The 18,315-nt window shown below is 58.4% G+C and carries 20 protein-coding genes; 8 read left to right on the forward strand and 12 right to left on the reverse strand.

Annotation, left to right across the window (positions count from 1 at the left end):
* Positions 1 to 100: 100 nt before the first annotated feature.
* The 6 genes from ACR0CR_RS01895 (at position 101) to ACR0CR_RS01920 (ending at position 7,188) form a co-directional block, all read left to right on the forward strand.
* Complete coding sequence (locus ACR0CR_RS01895) at positions 101 to 2,995, forward strand: formate dehydrogenase subunit alpha (protein WP_480596221.1); 2,895 nt, start codon at positions 101 to 103, stop codon at positions 2,993 to 2,995.
* 12 nt (positions 2,996 to 3,007) lie between these two features.
* The gene (gene fdh3B / locus ACR0CR_RS01900; RefSeq protein ID WP_037307340.1) at positions 3,008 to 3,601 is read left to right on the forward strand and encodes a formate dehydrogenase FDH3 subunit beta; all 594 of its coding nucleotides are present in this window, start codon (positions 3,008 to 3,010) and stop codon (positions 3,599 to 3,601) included.
* Between the two features lie 125 nt (positions 3,602 to 3,726).
* Positions 3,727 to 4,914 (forward strand): formate dehydrogenase subunit gamma, encoded by a 1,188-nt coding sequence (locus ACR0CR_RS01905; RefSeq protein ID WP_480596223.1) that lies wholly within the window; start codon positions 3,727 to 3,729, stop codon positions 4,912 to 4,914.
* Positions 4,915 to 6,174 (forward strand): c-type cytochrome, encoded by a 1,260-nt coding sequence (locus tag ACR0CR_RS01910; RefSeq protein ID WP_480596225.1) that lies wholly within the window; start codon positions 4,915 to 4,917, stop codon positions 6,172 to 6,174. It abuts the gene before it with no gap.
* Between the two features lie 15 nt (positions 6,175 to 6,189).
* Entirely contained in the window at positions 6,190 to 6,315 is a 126-nt protein-coding gene (locus tag ACR0CR_RS01915) for a hypothetical protein (RefSeq protein ID WP_480596227.1), read from the forward strand.
* Positions 6,316 to 7,188, forward strand: a complete 873-nt coding sequence (locus ACR0CR_RS01920; protein WP_480596229.1) for a substrate-binding domain-containing protein — start codon at positions 6,316 to 6,318, stop codon at positions 7,186 to 7,188. It abuts the gene before it with no gap.
* 59 nt (positions 7,189 to 7,247) lie between these two features.
* Here the strand turns inward: ACR0CR_RS01920 and ACR0CR_RS01925 are convergent, their stop codons facing one another.
* The 12 genes from ACR0CR_RS01925 to ACR0CR_RS01980 form a co-directional block, all read right to left on the reverse strand.
* Positions 7,248 to 8,060 carry an ABC transporter substrate-binding protein gene (locus ACR0CR_RS01925; RefSeq protein WP_480596230.1) on the reverse strand — a complete coding sequence of 271 codons (813 nt, stop codon included), beginning with the start codon at positions 8,058 to 8,060 and terminating at the stop codon, positions 7,248 to 7,250.
* Positions 8,061 to 8,079: 19 nt separating this feature from the next.
* Positions 8,080 to 8,814 carry an ATP-binding cassette domain-containing protein gene (locus ACR0CR_RS01930; RefSeq protein ID WP_480596232.1) on the reverse strand — a complete coding sequence of 245 codons (735 nt, stop codon included), beginning with the start codon at positions 8,812 to 8,814 and terminating at the stop codon, positions 8,080 to 8,082.
* Complete coding sequence (locus ACR0CR_RS01935) at positions 8,807 to 9,520, reverse strand: ABC transporter permease (protein ID WP_480596234.1); 714 nt, start codon at positions 9,518 to 9,520, stop codon at positions 8,807 to 8,809. The genes ACR0CR_RS01930 and ACR0CR_RS01935 overlap by 8 nt, the downstream gene beginning before the upstream one ends.
* A gap of 152 nt (positions 9,521 to 9,672) precedes the next feature.
* Positions 9,673 to 10,662 carry an ABC transporter substrate-binding protein gene (locus ACR0CR_RS01940; RefSeq protein ID WP_480596236.1) on the reverse strand — a complete coding sequence of 330 codons (990 nt, stop codon included), beginning with the start codon at positions 10,660 to 10,662 and terminating at the stop codon, positions 9,673 to 9,675.
* 52 nt (positions 10,663 to 10,714) lie between these two features.
* Complete coding sequence (locus ACR0CR_RS01945) at positions 10,715 to 11,560, reverse strand: ABC transporter permease (protein ID WP_480596238.1); 846 nt, start codon at positions 11,558 to 11,560, stop codon at positions 10,715 to 10,717.
* The gene (locus ACR0CR_RS01950) at positions 11,557 to 12,474 is read right to left on the reverse strand and encodes an ABC transporter permease (RefSeq protein WP_480596240.1); all 918 of its coding nucleotides are present in this window, start codon (positions 12,472 to 12,474) and stop codon (positions 11,557 to 11,559) included. Before ACR0CR_RS01950 ends, ACR0CR_RS01945 begins: the two co-directional genes overlap by 4 nt.
* Positions 12,471 to 12,902, reverse strand: a complete 432-nt coding sequence (locus tag ACR0CR_RS01955) for an N-acetyltransferase family protein (RefSeq protein ID WP_480596242.1) — start codon at positions 12,900 to 12,902, stop codon at positions 12,471 to 12,473. The genes ACR0CR_RS01950 and ACR0CR_RS01955 overlap by 4 nt, the downstream gene beginning before the upstream one ends.
* The gene (locus ACR0CR_RS01960) at positions 12,902 to 13,693 is read right to left on the reverse strand and encodes an ABC transporter ATP-binding protein (RefSeq protein ID WP_480596244.1); all 792 of its coding nucleotides are present in this window, start codon (positions 13,691 to 13,693) and stop codon (positions 12,902 to 12,904) included. Before ACR0CR_RS01960 ends, ACR0CR_RS01955 begins: the two co-directional genes overlap by 1 nt.
* Positions 13,690 to 14,184 carry a DUF4760 domain-containing protein gene (locus ACR0CR_RS01965; RefSeq protein ID WP_480596246.1) on the reverse strand — a complete coding sequence of 165 codons (495 nt, stop codon included), beginning with the start codon at positions 14,182 to 14,184 and terminating at the stop codon, positions 13,690 to 13,692. The genes ACR0CR_RS01960 and ACR0CR_RS01965 overlap by 4 nt, the downstream gene beginning before the upstream one ends.
* Positions 14,185 to 14,194: 10 nt before the next feature.
* On the reverse strand, positions 14,195 to 15,649 hold the full coding sequence (gene hydA, locus ACR0CR_RS01970; RefSeq protein ID WP_480596247.1) for a dihydropyrimidinase: 1,455 nt from the start codon (positions 15,647 to 15,649) through the stop codon (positions 14,195 to 14,197).
* The gene (locus ACR0CR_RS01975) at positions 15,646 to 15,987 is read right to left on the reverse strand and encodes a hypothetical protein (protein WP_480596250.1); all 342 of its coding nucleotides are present in this window, start codon (positions 15,985 to 15,987) and stop codon (positions 15,646 to 15,648) included. Before ACR0CR_RS01975 ends, hydA begins: the two co-directional genes overlap by 4 nt.
* Positions 15,984 to 17,234, reverse strand: a complete 1,251-nt coding sequence (locus tag ACR0CR_RS01980; RefSeq protein WP_480596253.1) for a Zn-dependent hydrolase — start codon at positions 17,232 to 17,234, stop codon at positions 15,984 to 15,986. Before ACR0CR_RS01980 ends, ACR0CR_RS01975 begins: the two co-directional genes overlap by 4 nt.
* A gap of 171 nt (positions 17,235 to 17,405) precedes the next feature.
* Here ACR0CR_RS01980 and ACR0CR_RS01985 point away from each other — a divergent pair, with 171 nt between their 5' ends.
* Together ACR0CR_RS01985 and ACR0CR_RS01990 are read left to right on the forward strand one after the other, a co-directional pair.
* Positions 17,406 to 18,014, forward strand: coding sequence for a TetR family transcriptional regulator C-terminal domain-containing protein (locus ACR0CR_RS01985; protein WP_480596254.1), 609 nt, complete (start codon positions 17,406 to 17,408; stop codon positions 18,012 to 18,014).
* Positions 18,015 to 18,048: 34 nt separating this feature from the next.
* The gene (locus ACR0CR_RS01990; RefSeq protein WP_480596256.1) at positions 18,049 to 18,273 is read left to right on the forward strand and encodes an N-(5'-phosphoribosyl)anthranilate isomerase; all 225 of its coding nucleotides are present in this window, start codon (positions 18,049 to 18,051) and stop codon (positions 18,271 to 18,273) included.
* Positions 18,274 to 18,315: the final 42 nt, after the last annotated feature.

Consider the following 18,315-nt stretch of genomic DNA (forward strand, 5'->3'; position numbering starts at 1 on the left):
GACGTTGTCACACCCGACAGACGGTTGCGATTGGCCCTGACGTCGGTACCAGAAGTACCAAGCCAGCCATGGCTCACATGGCCAGCAAGGGAGGAAAGAAATGCTTAGGAAAAAGACCAACGGGGTTGCGAGACGCCCCCAGCGGACAAGTATCCTGTCCCAGGTCGGCGAGAAAACCGTCGATCGCCGCGCATTCCTGCGTGGCTCGGGCCTGACGATCGGCGGCCTTGCCGCGATCAGCGCCACGGGTGGAACCGTGACGCCAGCCAGCGCCCAGACAGCGGCCAATCAGGCCGTCGAAAACATCAAATCCGTATGCACCCACTGCTCGGTCGGCTGTACCGTCGTTGCCGAAGTGCAGAACGGTGTCTGGGTCGGGCAGGAACCCGGCTGGGACAGCCCGTTCAACCTGGGTGCGCACTGCGCCAAGGGGGCCTCGGTCCGAGAGCACGCCCATGGCGAGCGCCGCCTGAAGTATCCTATGAAGAAAGAAGGCGGAGAGTGGAAGCGCATCAGCTGGGAACAGGCGATCGACGAGATCGGCGACGGCATGATGAACATCCGTCAGGAATCCGGGCCAGACAGCGTGTACTGGCTGGGTTCTGCGAAACATAACAACGAACAGGCCTATCTGTTCCGCAAGTTCGCCGCCTACTGGGGTACGAACAACGTGGACCACCAGGCCCGTATCTGCCACTCGACCACGGTTGCGGGCGTTGCGAACACATGGGGCTACGGCGCCATGACCAATTCCTACAACGACATGCACAACAGCCGGGCCATCTTCATCATCGGTGGTAACCCGGCCGAGGCGCACCCCGTCTCGTTGCTGCATATCCTGCGTGCGAAAGAGCAGAACAACGCCCCTCTGATCGTCTGCGACCCGCGCTTTACGCGCACCGCGGCCCATGCGGATGAATATGTCCGTTTCCGCCCCGGCACCGACGTCGCGCTGATTTGGGGTATTCTGTGGCACATCTTCGACAACGGTTGGGAGGACAAAGAGTTCATCCGCACCCGTGTCTGGGGTATGGACCAGATCCGCGAAGAGGTTGCCAAGTGGAACCCCGAAGAGGTTGAGCGCGTCACCGGCACGCCCGGCTCGCAGCTACGTCGCGTCGCGCGGACCATGGTGAACAACCGCCCTGGCACCGTTGTGTGGTGCATGGGTGGTACGCAGCACACCAACGGCAACAACAACACCCGCGCCTACTGCGTGCTTCAGCTTGCGCTGGGCAACATGGGCACCTCGGGTGGTGGCACCAACATCTTCCGCGGCCACGACAACGTGCAGGGCGCGACGGACCTTGGTGTTCTGTCCCACACCCTGCCCGGCTACTACGGTTTGTCGAAAGGCGCTTGGGGTCACTGGGCCCGTGTCTGGGGTGAAGAGCCCGAATGGCTGGCCGGTCAGTTCGCCACGATCAAGGACAAGGAAGGCAAGGACAAACCGCTGCAGAACGAGCGCGGTATCCCTGTTTCCCGCTGGATCGACGGTGTTCTGGAAGACCCGGCCAACATGGATCAGGACAACAACGTCCGCGCCATGGTTCTGTGGGGCCACGCGCCCAACTCGCAGACCCGGATGACGGAAATGAAGACGGCGATGGAGAAGCTGGACATGCTGGTCGTGATCGACCCATATCCCACCGTCTCGGCCGTTCTGCATGACCGCACTGACGGCGTCTATCTGTTGCCTGCGTGTACGCAGTTCGAAACGCGTGGCTCGGTCACGGCGTCGAACCGCTCGCTGCAATGGCGCGACAAGGTGGTTGATCCGCTGTTCGAAAGTCTGCCGGACGAGGTCATCATGGCCAAGTTCGCCAACAAGTTCGGCTGGGCAGATCGGTTCTTCCGCAACATCGAGATGGATGACCCGGAAACCCCGAATGTTGAAAGCATCACACGTGAGTTCAACTCGGGCCTCTGGACCATCGGCTACACCGGTCAGTCGCCGGAACGTCTGAAAAGCCATATGGCCAACCAGCACACGTTCGACAGAACCACACTGCAAGCCATTGGTGGACCAAACGACGGCGAGTATTACGGTTTGCCATGGCCCTGCTGGGGCACGGCCGAGATGGGTCATACGGGGACACCGAACCTGTATGATATGTCCAAACCGGTGGCCGAAGGTGGCCTGACATTCCGCGCCCGTTTTGGTGTGGAACGCGATGGCGACAACCTGCTGGCCGAAGGGGTCTATAGCGTTGGATCTGAAATTCAGGATGGCTATCCCGAATTCACGATGCAGATGCTGATGGACCTTGGCTGGGATGGCGACCTGACGGCTGAGGAACGCGCGGCGATCGACGCTGTTGCGGGGCCAGAAACCAACTGGAAAACCGACCTGTCAGGCGGTATCCAGCGGGTTGCGATCAAGCATGGCTGTGCGCCCTTCGGGAACGCAAAGGCCCGCGCGGTTGTCTGGACATTCCCGGATCCGATCCCGCTGCACCGCGAACCGCTTTACACGCCGCGTCGCGATCTGGTGGCAGATTATCCAACCTACGAGGACCGTCAGGCCTATCGCCTGCCGACCCTTTATGCTTCGATCCAGAAGAACGACTTTTCAAAGGATTACCCGATAATCCTCACGTCTGGTCGTCTGGTCGAATATGAAGGCGGCGGTGATGAGACCCGGTCGAACCCATGGCTGGCCGAGCTTCAGCAGGACATGTTCGTCGAGATCAATCCACGCGATGCCAACAACCTTGGCATTCGTGACGGATCACAGGTCTGGGTCGAAGGTCCTGAGGGCGGCAAGGTCAAGGTGATGGCGATGCTGACCAACAGGGTCGGTGCCGGTGTGGCCTTCATGCCCTTCCACTTTGGCGGTCATTATCAGGGCGATGATCTGCGGTCGAAATACCCCGCAGGTGCCGACCCTTATGTCTTGGGTGAAAGTTCCAACACCGCCCAGACTTATGGCTACGATTCAGTGACCCAGATGCAGGAGTCAAAGTGTACTCTCTGCAAAATCTGGGCAGCGTAAGGAGGACGATAAATGGCTAGAGCAAAGTTTCTCTGCGACGCTGAACGCTGCATCGAGTGCAACGCCTGTGTCACCGCGTGTAAGAACGAGCACGAGGTGCCATGGGGCATCAACCGCCGCAGGGTGGTGACGATCAATGACGGCAACCCGGGCGAACGCTCGATCTCGGTGGCCTGTATGCATTGCTCGGATGCGCCCTGCATGGCGGTGTGCCCGGTCGACTGCTTCTATCAGAACGAAGAAGGCGTCGTCCTGCACTCCAAGGACCTGTGCATTGGCTGCGGTTATTGCTTCTACGCGTGTCCCTTCGGCGCGCCGCAATACCCGCAGGCGGGCAATTTTGGGTCACGCGGCAAGATGGACAAATGTACCTTCTGCGCCGGTGGCCCCGAGGAAACGCACTCGACCGCAGAGTTCGCCAAATATGGTCGCAACCGGATCGCCGAGGGCAAGTTGCCCATCTGCGCCGAGATGTGCTCCACAAAGGCCCTGCTTGCCGGTGACGGCGACGTGGTCTCGGCCATCTACCGCGAACGCGTTGTCGCGCGCGGGTTTGGATCGGGCGCGTGGGGTTGGGGCACCGCCTACGACCAGAAAGACGGCTAACCTGCCTAAAAAATCGCCCCGGCGCGCATCGTTCGTGCCGGGGTGAGACAAGATTTTTCGACGAAAAATCTTTGCCCGCCCGGTGGTGGTGGGCGATGCTCAATATAACTGGCAATGAGGCTTCCATGGCAATTCTGCGGCTTCTGTTTCTGCTTATGGCGCTGACCGCGCCCGTTCTGGCGCAGGAAACGCCAGTACCGGACCGCAGTTCGACCGGTGGAGCCACGACGCTGGAAGATATTCTTGCCCGTCAGCGCGGGGAAAAGGTCGACAATAGCTATCGCTCGGACAATACCGGACGCGGTAATGTTGAGGGCCTTCTGGGACAGTTTGGCACCAGCGGCGTAGCGTCCGACAGCGATGTTTACCGCGCGCTGCGCTATGGCTCGGCCGATGTCACCGTGTCATCCCAAGGGCCTGCAGCCAGCGTCCTGATCCAGGATGGCGGCATGTGGTGGTGGGCCTTTCGCACCGGACCGCTGCGCGAATATGGCTCATATATTCTGGCCGGTATGGCCGCCGTTATTATGCTATTCTTCCTGATCCGCGGCAAAATTCGCATCGACGGAGAAAGAACCGGCCGCACAGTGCTTCGGTTCAACAGTTTCGAACGCTTTGGTCACTGGCTGTTCGCCGGGTCCTTCCTGATCCTCGGTTTGACGGGCCTTCTGACGCTCTATGGTCGCGATTTTCTGATCCCGATCTTCGGAAAAGAAGGCTTCGCCACCATCGCGCAGGGCTGCAAATGGCTGCACAATAACTTGGCGTGGGCCTTTATGCTGGGCCTGATCATCGTCACCGTGAACTGGATAGCGCATAACATCCCCAATCGCACCGACCTGAAATGGCTCGCCGCTGGTGGAGGGTTGTTCACAAAGGGCAGCCATCCTCCCGCCAAGAAATTCAATGCGGGTCAAAAGGTCATCTTCTGGGCCTGTATCCTACTGGGTGTCTCGATCAGCCTGTCGGGCCTGTCTTTGCTGTTCCCGTTTGAAATGCCGTTGTTCGCCAAGACGTTTTCTATCGCCAACGCAACCGGCATACCGCAAGCTTTTGACCTGAACCTGCCGACCCAGATGTCGCCGCAAGAAGAGATGCAATACGCTCAGGTCTGGCACGTCATGATCGCCTATGTCTTCATCGCCATCATCATCGCCCATATCTACCTCGGTTCGGTCGGGATGGAGGGCGCGTTCGACGCCATGGGCACCGGCGAGGTCGAGGAACAATGGGCCCGCGAACACCATTCACTTTGGCTGGAAGAAGTTCAGGAAAAAGAGGCCGGCAAAGGGGCGGCCTCGCCTGCGGAATAGATGCGCGCGCTGGCCCTGATCCTTGCGCTGTTCCCCCTGCCCGTTTGGGCCGAGTTCTTCACGCTCAAGGGTCATGGCGGGCCGATCATGGGGATCGCCACGGCCCCCGACGGTCGCATCGCGACGGCCAGTTTCGACAATTCGGTGGGCATCTGGTCAAACAAAACGCCTGAATGGCTGGAAGGCCACGAAGCCGCCGTCAATGCAGTCGCTTTCAACGGCACTGCCATCTACTCGGCAAGTGACGACTTTACCCTGCGGCGCTGGCCAGGCGGAGAAATCGTGGGCCAGCACAAAGGCAAGATCGTCCACATTGCCGCGTCAAAAACCCATGTGGCGACAGCCAGTTGGGACGGCACGGTTGGCCTGTGGCCGGTCGATGGATCGCCGCCGCGTACATTGGCGACCGGTAGCGGGGTCAACGCAGTTGTATTCTCGCCGGACGGCTCGCAGATCTATTCCGCCGGGGTAGATGGCACACTGCGCCAGTGGGACGTGGCCAGCGGTGAGGAAACTCAGCGCGTGGTGGAACACGGCTTTGGCATCAACGAACTGGTTCTGAACGCGCAGGACGACTGGATCGCATATGGGGCCGTCGATGGCGTGACCCGCATTCGTGATCTCACGACCGGAGATGAACGCGACTTTACCCTGGACCGCCGCCCGATCCTGGCGCTGGCGCTCAGCCCGGATCGCGGCCTTCTCGCCGTGGGCGACGGCGAGGGCTATATCATGGTGATCGACACGCTGGACTGGCAGATCGCGCAGGACTTCCGCGCCACGCTGCGCGGCCCGGTCTGGGCTTTGGCTTTTTCAGCCGACGGTCAGAACATCCACGCAGGCGGGATCGACGAAGCGATGTACAGCTGGCCCGTCGCCACCCTGCGCGACCAAGAGCAAATGGCAACCACCCAGCCCAGCTTTCTGAAAAACCCCAGCGAGATGACCAATGGTGAACGTCAGTTCGCTCGCAAATGCTCAATCTGCCACAGCCTGACACCCGATGACAAACGCCGCGCAGGTCCGACGCTGCATGGTGTTTTCGGACGACAAGCCGGGTCGTTGCCGGGATATTTCTACTCGGACACACTGCAAGACTCTGATATCATTTGGAATGACGAGACCATAAATGCTCTTTTCGACGAGGGCCCCGATCACTACATTCCAGGGTCAAAGATGCCGATGCAGCGGATCACGCAGGCCAGCGACCGCGACGACCTGATTGCCTTTCTGCGCCGCGCCACGGCACCGGAGAACTGAAACCGGAGGAAACCGATGAAAGCCTTTCTTGCCGCCGTTGTCGCGATGGTCGTGATCACCGTGGCTGCGCCCAACGTTCTGGACCGAATTGGGTTCAGCGCGGCGGATGCCACATCGGGCAACGCGGTGCGCCTCGACTAGATGGCCGAATATCTGACCACAAGGGAGCTCGCCGATCTGCTGCGCATCGGTGAGCGCAAGGCCTACGACCTCGCCTCGTCGGGCGAGATACCCTGCGTGCGCGCCATGGGAAAACTGCTGTTTCCCCGCGCCGAAATCATCGCGTGGCTGAACGCATCACGGTCTGGCCCGCAAGTCGCCGAGCCACCGCTACCCCCCATCATCGCGGGCAGCCACGACCCGCTGTTGGACTGGGCGCTGCGTGAAAGTGGATCGGGTCTGGCGACCTACTACGATGGGTCCTTCGACGGCCTGAACCGGCTTGAAGACCGAACCGCGCAGGCCGCCGCGCTGCACATTCACGAAGAGGATGGGTTCAATACAAACGCCCTGCGCGATCACCTTGGCGAGGCACCAGTGGTTTTATTCGAAGTCGCCCAGCGTCAGCGCGGCCTGCTGCTTGCAAATGGCGTTACCGGCATAGGCGGTTTTGCCGACCTCAAAGGGCGAAGAATCATCATGCGTCAGGACAGTGCCGCAAGCCAACGGTTGTTTGACGCTCAGCTTGAAGCACATGGCATGTCGCGCGACGATCTGGACGCCCTGCCCGTGTGCGCGCGTACCGAAGAAGAACTGGCCATCGCCCTGCACGACGGCAAGGCCGAGTGTGGTTTTGGATTGGGTGCTTTAGCAGGTCTATACGATCTGGGCTTCATCCGCACCCACGCGGAACGTCTGGATCTGGCGATCTGGCGGCGTGCCTATTTTGATGAGCCGATGCTGAAGCTGTTGGGTTTTCTTCACTCTGACCGTTTTGCAACGCGGGCGGCTGAACTTGGCGGTTATGACCTGTCGGGGCTCGGCCAAATCCACCACAACGGGGCCACCGGCTAAACAGCGCCCCTTCATCTTATCCAAAATACTCTCACCGAAGGCATTGGCCACAGGCCAATTCACCGCGCGTTGGGAAAAAACACTTGCCGCCCGTCCAGAGAAAAAGACGCTATCGCTGCCTGACCATCCGGCCCGATCAGCCAATCGATGAACCTTTGGCCCGCGGCAGCTCGAACCCTCAGGTGCTTTTCGGGGTTCACCAAGATCACGCCATATTGGTTGAACAACCTCGGATCACCCTCGACCAGAATCTCAAGATCGCCCTTGTTGCCAAAGGACTGCCACGTCGCACGATCCGTCAGGGTATAAGCGTTCATCCCGCTGGCCACGTTCAGCGTCGCCCCCATACCGGATCCGGTTTCGCGATACCAGTCGCCGGATGCCCCGGTAGGATCAATCCCGGCTTCCGTCCAATGGGCCATCTCGGCCTTATGGGTTCCGCTGTCATCCCCGCGTGAGGCAAACGGGGCCTTTGCCGCGCGTATCGCCGCCAAAGCGGTCACGATATCCGCCCCACCCTTCACTTTCGCCGGGTCTGTTTTCGGGCCCACCAGAACGAAGTCATTATACATCACATCAAACCGTTCAACGCCCCAGCCATCGGCTACAAACTGTTCCTCGGCGGATTTGGCGTGGACAAGCAGCACGTCCCCATCGCCATTGATTGCATTGCGGATGGCTTGCCCGGTTCCAACGGCAACGACGCGCACGTCGATGCCGGTTTCAGCCTCAAACCCCGGCAGAATGTAGTCAAGCAGGCCCGAGTTCTGCGTAGACGTCGTCGATTGCACCACGATGAAAGGTGCCTCGGCATTCGCAGTCGCCGCGAGGCCAAGCGATACCAGTGCCGCCCCAAGGAAAGTCCGGATCATTCAGAACTCCAACTTCAGATCAAGTTACCAGACCCCCGCCAAGATAGCGACGTGACGCGTCGCTTTCAGGGGTGTCCAATACCTGTTTGGCGGCCCCGTGTTCAACCACATGACCGCCCTGCATCATGATGACGTCCGCAGCCAACCGTCGCGCCTGCCCAATGTCATGCGTCACCATGACGATCCTGACCCCCCGACCAGAGGCACGCAGGATCATGCGTTCGATCATCTGCGTCGCGCTCGGGTCCAGGGCACTTGTCGGCTCATCCAGAAACAATGTCTCTGGGTTCAACGCCAAGGCGCGCAGAATGGCAAGTCGCTGGGCCTCGCCACCGGACAGCGAGCGCGCGGACTGACGCGCCTTGTCCTCAAGCCCGCCTTCGGTCAGCAAACCCTCAATACGCGCCTTGCGCACGCGACGCGGCAACCCATGCCGTTTGAGCACAAAGTCCAGATTGGCGGACACAGAGCGGCGCAGCAAAACGGGTTGCTGAAACACCATGGCCTGACGGGCTTTGTGATCCGCATTCAGCCTTTGCCCGTCCTGTTCCACCCTGCCCTGATCGGGTGAGATCAACCCATGCAAACAGCGCAAAAGCAGGCTCTTGCCCGCGCCATTGGGACCAAGGATCAGGCTGGGCCCCGGACCATCCAGCGACAGATGCGAAACGTCCAGCAAAGCCTTGCCCTTGCGTGTTATGCGTATCCCGCGCACGGTCAGGCCATTCGGCGTATCGCACATCAGATCACGCATGACGCAGCCCCTCTTGCTCGGCCCGCAGGCTAACCGCACTGACCATCGCGTTTACGGCTATGGCAATCCCGATCAGGATTGCGCCCAAAGCCAGAGCCAGCGCCAGATTGCCCTTGGATGTCTCTAACGCAATCGTCGTCGTCATGACCCGCGTGACATGGTTGATGTTGCCGCCGACGATGATCACGGCGCCGACCTCGGCGATGGCCCGTCCAAAACCGGCGAGCAAGGCCGTCACCAACGCCAGTCGTGCATCCCAAAGCAGCACCGGAACAGAAGCAAGGCGCGACACACCCAGCGAGCGGAGTTGCTCCGAGTATTCTTCAGCCAGCATCTCGATCACCTGCCGGGTCAGCGCCGCAACGATGGGCGTCACCAAAACGACCTGAGCAATGATCATGGCGGTCGGCGTATAAAGCAGCTCCAACACACCCAGCGGGCCGGACCGGGACAGCATCAAATAGACGAGCAGACCAACCACAACAGGCGGAAAGCCCATGAGCGCGTTCATCAGGATGATCAGCATCCGTCGCCCGGGGAACCGCGCAACGGCCAGCGCAGCGCCGACGGGCATCCCGATCAAAGCAGAAATCAGTACGGCGAAGACGGAAACTTTCAAGGACAGAAGCACAATCGCCCAAAGCTCTGCATCCCCGTCAAGGATCAGAGCCAGGGCAGAACTGAATTCTGATGCAAATCCCTGCATAATATTCCGTGACCTGAGCATTTCGTAGGAAATGCGCGCATTTACAGGATAATACTAAGCGATTTAGCACCCAAGTACAGACACAATTCCGACACCCGAAACAGAAAACGCGGCCCCAAAAAGGGACCGCGCCATTTTAGATGACCGAAGCTTTAGTTCAGGGCCGCATCCGTAATCTTATGCGTCCAAGCGCCTTCGGGCGTTTTGGTGATGACCGGGTCAGACCCGCCCGCCAGCAAGGTGCTAACGGTGCGGTCAAAGTCCGCCGGATCGAGCGACCCGTTCGAACCCGCTGTCAACTTGGCAATCTCGCCCATCATACGCTTCTGATGTTCTTCGGTCTGAGCACCTGTCGCATCGTTTTCCAACACGATGTCGGCTGCTTCTTCAGGGTGTTCCTCGGCGTATTTCCAACCCTTCATCGAAGCGCGGACAAAACGTTCCATCTTGTCGACAAAGGCCGTATCGTTCAGGTTTTCTTCCAGCACGTACAGACCGTCTTCCAAAGTTGCCACGCCCTGATCTTCGTATTTGAAGGTCACCAGCTCATCCGGGTTCACACCCGCATCGATGACCTGCCAATATTCGTTGTAGGTCATGGTGCTGATACAATCGGCCTGACGCTGCAGAAGAGGATCAACGTTGAAGCCTTGCTTCAAAACCTCAACGCCACTTTCGGCTTTTCCATCAGTGCTAATACCCAACTGGCTCATCCAGCTCATGAACGGGAATTCGTTGCCAAAGAACCAAACGCCCAGAGTACGGTTCTTGAGGTCATCCGGTGAGGCGATCCCTGCGTCCTTCCAGCACGTCAGCATCATGCCCGAGCTTTTGAAAGGCTGCGCGATGTTCACCAGCGGCAGGCCCTTTTCACGAGCAGCCAACGCGGCAGGCATCCATTCAACGGTCACATCAGCACCACCGCCTGCGATCACCTGAGTCGGTGCGATGTCCGGTCCGCCAGGAAGGATAGTGACGTCCAGCCCCTCTTCTTCGTAGAATCCTTTATCGGCGGCCACGTAGTAGCCCGCAAACTGCGCCTGCGTCACCCATTTCAATTGCAATGTTACTTCGTCCGCCGACCATGCAGCTGTGGCTGCCAGGCCAAAGGCGGTTACCGCCCCGCTAAGTAGCTTCTTCATCTTCAAGTCTCCTAGTTGTTGTTGCCCCGGTTCAGGGGTCTGTTGAAGTTTGTTATCCGCGTTGTGACGGGTGCCAGAAGGTTACAGCCTTCTCGATCATGGCCACAGTTCCATAAAACGCCGTACCGGCCAGCGCGGCGACTACAATTTCGGCCCAGACCATGTCCAAAGAAAGCTGTCCGACACTCGTTGAAATCCGAAACCCCATCCCCAGTGTTGGCGAGCCGAAGAACTCGGCCACAATAGCGCCGATCAGGGCCAGAGTGGTGGAAATCTTCAACCCGTTGAAAATGAACGGCATCGCTGCAGGCAGGCGCAGTTTCAGAAAGCTCTGCCAATAGGTGGCGGCGTAGGTCTCCATGAGGTCGCGCTGCATGGCCGTCGCCTCGCGCAGCCCGGCAACCGTGTTCACCAGCATCGGGAAGAACACCATGACCACGACCACCGCCGCTTTGGAATGCCAGTCGAACCCGAACCACATCACCAGAACCGGGGCGGTTCCAACGATGGGCAGCGCCGCCACGAAATTGCCCACAGGCAGAAGCCCGAGGCGAAGGAAATCCCATCGGTCCACTGCAATCGCCATCAGGAACGCCGCGCCGCAACCGATCAGATACCCGCTGAGCGCACCCTTAATGATTGTCTGAACAAAGTCCGCCCAAAGGATTGACAGGCTACCCCCAAACCGCACGGCTATCACCGAGGGTGCGGGCAGAATGACCAAAGGCACCTCAAGGCCACGCACCAGTAACTCCCAAACGCCGATGATCGTAAGGCCAAAGATCAGCGGAGCCAGAAACCGAACCAGTTGGCTGTCGGCCTGTGGGCCGCTGGCGAGACGACTGTTCAGCCACCAGCCGAAAACCCACAACAAGATCGCACCAAAGACCAGCATCATTGCGCCATCCCCATGCGTTTGAGAACGGTCCGTTCTAACAGCCCAAGCAGACCTACAAGACAGGCCGCAAGGATAGCTGCTCCAAACAAGGCCGACCAGATTTGCACTGTTTGCCCGTAGTAGCTACCCGCCAGCAAACGCGCGCCCAGCCCAGCGACGGCACCGGTTGGAAGCTCTCCGACGATTGCACCGACCAGAGAGGCTGCGATACCGATTTTGAGCGAAGCGAACAGATAAGGCATCGATGCAGGCAAGCGCAATTTCCAGAAGCCTTGGGATTTGCTGGCGCTATAGGTGCGCAGCAGGTCCAACTGCATGGCGTCCGGGCTGCGTAGTCCTTTAACCATACCGACGACCACAGGGAAAAAGCTGAGATACGCTGATATGATCGCCTTGGGGATCAGCCCCTGCACCCCAATCGAATAGAGCACCACAATAATCATCGGCGCGAGCGCAATGATCGGAATGGTCTGGCTGACAATCGCCCACGGCATCACAGACAGGTCCATCACCTTGCTGTGCACGATTCCGACGGCAAGCAAAATGCCCAAAATGGTGCCAATCGCAAAACCCAGCACCGTCGCACTCAGCGTGACCCAGCCGTGATAGACCAGAGACCGTTTGGACGTGATCTTTTTGTTGATGGTCGAATCCCACAACTCCAACACCACATCATGCGGTGCAGGCAAGCGCGGACGGTTTTGCTCCCAGGTGTCCGGGATTGCGAAAGCGTTGTCCCAGACCAAAACGACGTCGTATTCCTGCAAACGCTCTTTCGCGGTTGGGGGGTCAACCTCTTCTCCGGCACGCTCGGCCGCGTTCAGCGCGCTGTCGATATTCATCGGGATGCAGGCAATGTACCAGATCGCAACGATGGCAGCGATCACCCACGTGACGGCTGTAAACTGCTTCATGACCGCCACTCCATCCGAAAGACAGGCACCGTATCGGGGGGAACTGGCGCCTCGCGTCCGGTCTCAACGAACCCTTCCCGGCGGTAAAACCGCTGTGCGGCGACGTTGGGAACGTGCGTGGTCAGCCATAAATGGTCCCGACCGATTTTGGCCTGATCCAACAAGCGCTTACCAACTCCTTGGCCGGTGCGAAGGCAATAAAGCGCGCCGACTTTATTCTCCACCGGATCAACCGACATATAGCAATCCACCGGGTCGCCAGAGACCCAGATGTCCCGGCTCGGAAACGCTTCGCGGATGAGGCTTTCAAGCTGCTCCTGGGTCACGTCTTCGGGCATCCAATCGGTTTTTGCGATCCACGTCCATATGATCCGGGCGCAATCGGGGACGTCCGCCAAGGTCGCGCGTCTGATTTCTGCGTCCGCCATCAGACATCATCCCCATGTCCGGCCCGCAGCCCTTCACGCACGCGGTGGGCGACTTCGATGAACTCGGGCGTATCGCGAATATCCAGAGGCCGTTCCTTGGGCAGAGGGCTGTCGATCACATCCGTGATCCGCCCCGGACGGGGGCTCATCACCACGATCTTGGTGCTCAGATACACCGCCTCGGGGATTGAGTGCGTGACAAAGCCGATGGTCTTCTCAGTCCTTGCCCACAGCGCCAAGAGTTGTTCGTTCAGGTGATCTCGAACGATCTCGTCCAACGCCCCGAACGGTTCGTCCATCAATAAGATGTCCGCATCGAATGCCAGCGCCCGGGCGATACTGGCCCTTTGCTGCATCCCGCCCGACAATTGCCAGGGAAACTTGCCGCCGAACCCCTCCAGATCAACGAGTTCCAGAACGTTCTTAACACGCTCGTCCTGTTCTGATGCAGAATATCCCATGATCTCAAGCGGCAGCTTGATGTTCTTCGCGATCGTCCGCCACGGGTACAGCCCCGCCGCCTGAAACACATACCCATAAGCCCGCTTGCGTCGCGCTTCATCCGGGGTCATGCCGTTGACGGTCAGCGTGCCGCCGGTCGGGGCCTCCAAAGCCGCGATACACCGCAGGAACGTTGTCTTGCCGCAGCCCGACGGGCCGATAAAGCTGACAAATTCGCCTTTGTCGATGTTCAGGTTCACGTCCTTTAAGGCATGGATCGGGCCGTCATTGGTTTGGAAGGTTAGGTCGAGGTTGTCGGCCGCGATGACAGTATTGCCTGCTTCGTTCATGTTTCTTTATCCGTTGTCTTCCAGCGGGCAACCATGCGCTCGGTAGCGACAAAAAGGTTACCATTCTTCGCCCTCAGCCGCTCGCCGCTGACAAAATTCTCTAGCCTGTCCCAATCGCGATAAAGCGCTGTACGCCAGTAATCACGTAGGATTTCTTCGTCGATCGCACCGTGTTTGATCATCCGCGCCATCAGCCCATAAATGCTGAGAATATAGCGCGCTAGCCCCCGCTCTTCACTTTCCAGATCATTATAATCCCTCTGATGCGGACCACCAAAGAAACGCTGTCGGGCCTCTCGAAACTGACCGGCTTGCAGCGTTTCGTGGATCACATGGATCGACTCGCGTAGAAACCGACGCTCATCCTTGTCTTGACCGCGTGCCTGCAAATGCATCTGACGCCAGACAAACGCCGCAGTCACGATCACAGCCAAGGCAGCGAGGATTGCCGCGACATCCGCAGAAATATCCAGCCAAAATTCCAAACCCATTTTGCCGCGATCAAACCCCCGTCGCAGGAATACCCGTCCGCTCAACAGGGCGCGGCGCGGTCAGTTCTTTCCAGGTGCTCAGCGCCTTGTTCACGTGGGTATTGGCCTCACGCGCCACGAATTTCCCATGCCCTTCCTGTGTCTGGACCTCACCATCATGCACGGCAACCGCACCACGGGTCAGCGTGAACCGCGGCAACCCACGCACTTCTTTACCTTCGAACACGTTGTAGTCGATCGAAGACTGCTGTGTTCCGGCTGAAATCACCTTGGCCTTATCCGGATCCCAAACCACCAGATCCGCATCTGCGCCAACCAAAACTGCGCCCTTTTTTGGATAGCAATTCAATATCTTGGCGATGTTTGTTGAAGTAACAGCCACGAACTCATTCATCGTCAGCCGCCCAGTATTGACCCCATGGGTCCAGAGCATAGGCATCCGATCCTCCAACCCTCCAGTCCCGTTCGGGATCTTGGTGAAATCTCCCACGCCGTAGCGTTTCTGCTCAGTGGTAAACGCGCAATGGTCCGTGGCGACTACGCTCAACGTACCCGATTGCAGCCCGTTCCACAGGCTATCCTGATGCTGCTTATTCCGGAACGGAGGGCTCATGACCCGCCGTGCCGCGTGTTCCCAATCGTGGTGGAAATACTCGCTCTCATCCAGGGTCAAGTGCTGGATCAAAGGCTCGCCCCAAACCCGCTTGCCGTTCATCTTGGCCCGACGAATGGCCTCGTGTGCCTCTTCACAGGAGGTATGCACCACATACAATGGCACACCAGCCATATCGGCAATCATGATGGCCCGGTTCGTCGCCTCACCCTCAACCTGTGGCGGTCGAGAATAGGCATGCGCCTCGGGTCCCGTGTTGCCCTCGGCCAGCAACTTAGCGCTCAGCTCTGCGACGACATCTCCGTTTTCGGCATGAACCATCGCGGTCCCACCCAACTCGGCCAAACGCTTGAACGAGGCAAACAACTCATCATCATTCACCATCAACGCGCCTTTATAGGCCATGAAGTGTTTAAACGTGTTAATTCCGCGCGTCTCAATCACAGTCTTTATGTCGTCAAAAACCTGCTCGCCCCACCAGGTCACCGCCATGTGGAACGAATAGTCACAATTCGCCCGCGTCGACTTATTGTCCCAACGCTTGAGTGCGTCCAGTAGGCTCTCACCCGGGTTGGGCAACGCAAAATCCACAACCATCGTGGTGCCACCCGCCAATGCAGCACGCGTGCCGCTCTCGAAATCGTCGCTGGAATAGGTTCCCATGAACGGCATCTCAAGATGCGTATGCGGATCAATCCCGCCCGGCATGACATAGCAACCGGTGGCATCCAATTCCTTGTCGCCTGTCAGATCCGGGCCAATCTCCGTAATGATACCACCCTCGACCTTTACATCCGCCTTATACGTCAGATCAGCGGTAACAACCGTTCCGTTCTTGATCACAGTGCTCATTGCACATCTCCCTTGTGTTTTTCACCATCACTTCGTGAGTGGTGTTTAGGGTTTCTCTCGGTAGGCGCCTGAAAATAGACTGGCACATCGAAAGAGATTCTATTTGTTCGTTCTTGAGCCGCGCCAGCATTGGCTTCGCCTATTGACCAAACGCTAATTCCACCTGCCGCCTCTTTGCTAACAGTCACTTCCACTTCGAATTGTACGGTAGAAGGCGTTTTCACTACTTTGTTTTCGACCGTCCCGGGAGCAATGTGCAGCAATGAAGCATTCTGAGCCTCAGTAACCCCTTTCGTAATGTCCAAAAGGGTTTGCTTTACGAATTCATCCAGCTTCACTCTGCGATCTCCGCCGTTTCGACGACCGCATGAAACAGAACATCGGCCCCGGCAGCGGCCCAGTCCTTGCTGATGTCCTCGGCCTCGTTGTGGCTCAGCCCGTCCACGCACGGACACATAACCATTGCTGTCGGCGCTACGCGGTTAATCCAGCATGCATCATGCCCTGCGCCCGAAATGATATTCATGTGGGTGTACCCCAATCGCTCTGCCGCATCGCGAACGGCAGCCACGCAGCCGTCATCAAATTTGACCGGATCAAAGCCGCCTACTTTTTCGAACTCGATCTCAAGACCCATCTCATCGACGATGTCTTGCGCCTCGGAACGCAACCGGGCCTCCATGTCCTGAATGACCGAAAGCTCGGGCGACCGGAAATCAACTGTGAACACGACTTTGCCCGGGATCACGTTACGAGAGTTGGGGAACACATCAATATGACCCGCCGCCCCAACGGCATGTGGCGCATGAGACCACGCGATTTCATCCACTTTCTCAAGAATGCGTGCCATCGCCAGACCAGCGTTCTTGCGCATTGGCATAGGGGTTGAACCCGTATGCGCGTCCTTTCCTGTGACCGTCACTTGCGTCCAGCTCAAGCCCTGCCCATGAGTGACCACGCCGATGTCACGGCCCTCAGCCTCGAGGATTGGCCCCTGCTCAATGTGCAATTCAAAGAACGCGTGCATCTTGCGCGCGCCAACCTCTTCGTCACCACGCCAGCCGATCCGCTGCAGCTCATCGCCAAATTTCTTACCTTCGGCATCTTCGCGATCGTAAGCCCAATCTTGCGTGTGCATCCCGGCAAACACGCCGGAAGACAACATCGCAGGCGCATAGCGCGTACCCTCTTCGTTGGTCCAGTTGGTCGCAACGATTGGGTGTTTGGTCTTGATGCCCAGATCGTTCAGGGTGCGGATAATCTCCAACCCGCCCAGAACACCCAGAACACCGTCGTATTTTCCGCCAGTGGGCTGCGTGTCCAGATGCGATCCAACGTAAACCGGCAGAGCATCCGGGTCCGTGCCCTCGCGGCGGGCAAACATATTGCCCATCTGGTCAAGACCCATGGAACACCCGGCGTCCTCACACCATTTCTGAAACAAGGCGCGGCCTTCGGCGTCTTCATCCGTTAGTGTCTGGCGGTTGTTACCCCCGGCGACTCCGGGTCCGATCTTGGCCATCTCCATCAGGCTGTCCCACAACCTGTCGCCGTTGATCCTGAGGTTCTGCGCCGGAGCTGCCATCCTGTTCTTCCCTGTCGCTTGCGATTTGGCTCGCTTTTGGTGTCTTGATTTGACCATCTGGTCAAAGTCACGCTATCACGGGTTCGAGATCAGTCAAGAAATTGCAGGACGCCGCCGTAATTTTCGGCATATAGCGCCCCTGCTTGTCGGAAAAAGAGACGCCCTGAGAACATGCCCAAGGACCGCGCGCCCACCCGCATACAGAAAAAGAATCGCGCCGCGATTCTGGAAGCGGCATTGAATGTGTTTTCAGCCCATGGTTTCCGGGGTGCCACCGTTGATCAGATCGCCGCTGAGGCGGGCCTGAGCAAGCCAAACCTGCTGTATTATTTCCCCTCAAAAGAGGCGATTCATACAGCGCTGCTTTCTGGGTTGCTCGAGACGTGGCTTGCACCGCTGCACGCGCTTGATGGCACGGGCGATCCGTTGGAAGAGATTCTGTCCTACATCCGCCGCAAGTTGCAGATGAGCCGTGAATTGCCGCGCGAAAGCCGTCTGTTCGCGAATGAATTGGTTCAGGGCGCGCCGCGAATCCATGATGCGTTGTCTAGTGACCTGAAAGCTCTGGTCGATGATAAGACGGCGATCCTACAAAAATGGATGGACGAGGGTAAAATCGCGCAGGTTCACCCCTACCATTTGGTTTTTTCCATTTGGTCGCTCACGCAACACTACGCGGATTTCGACGTGCAGGTACGGTCGATTTTGGGCGACGAAGATCCTTTCGAAGGCGCGGCACCGTTCATCGACACGCTGTATCGGAAACTCCTGACGCCTTAACTGTCGCTTAACCCTGTTTGATCAAGGTTAAGGGATGATCACGATCCGCCCTGACCCCGACCCTTGGCTATCCCAACTATTTGGGACCAAATCTGCACAGAAGGGCGCGGTCGTTCGCCGCTCGGTCGCTTGGGTCGAAAGAGAGGTCGGCCACCACCGCTTCCAAGAAGAAGTAAGGCGGCGCGGATTTCACCTGATCCGCACCGCCAACCAATACATCGTCATCTGCCACAACGGACCCATTGACATCCTGTTCTGAGAAAATTCGTCGAATTTTCTCGGCCGAGATTTTTCGACGAAA

The sequence above is a fragment of the Ruegeria sp. AM2 genome, from assembly GCF_056540685.1.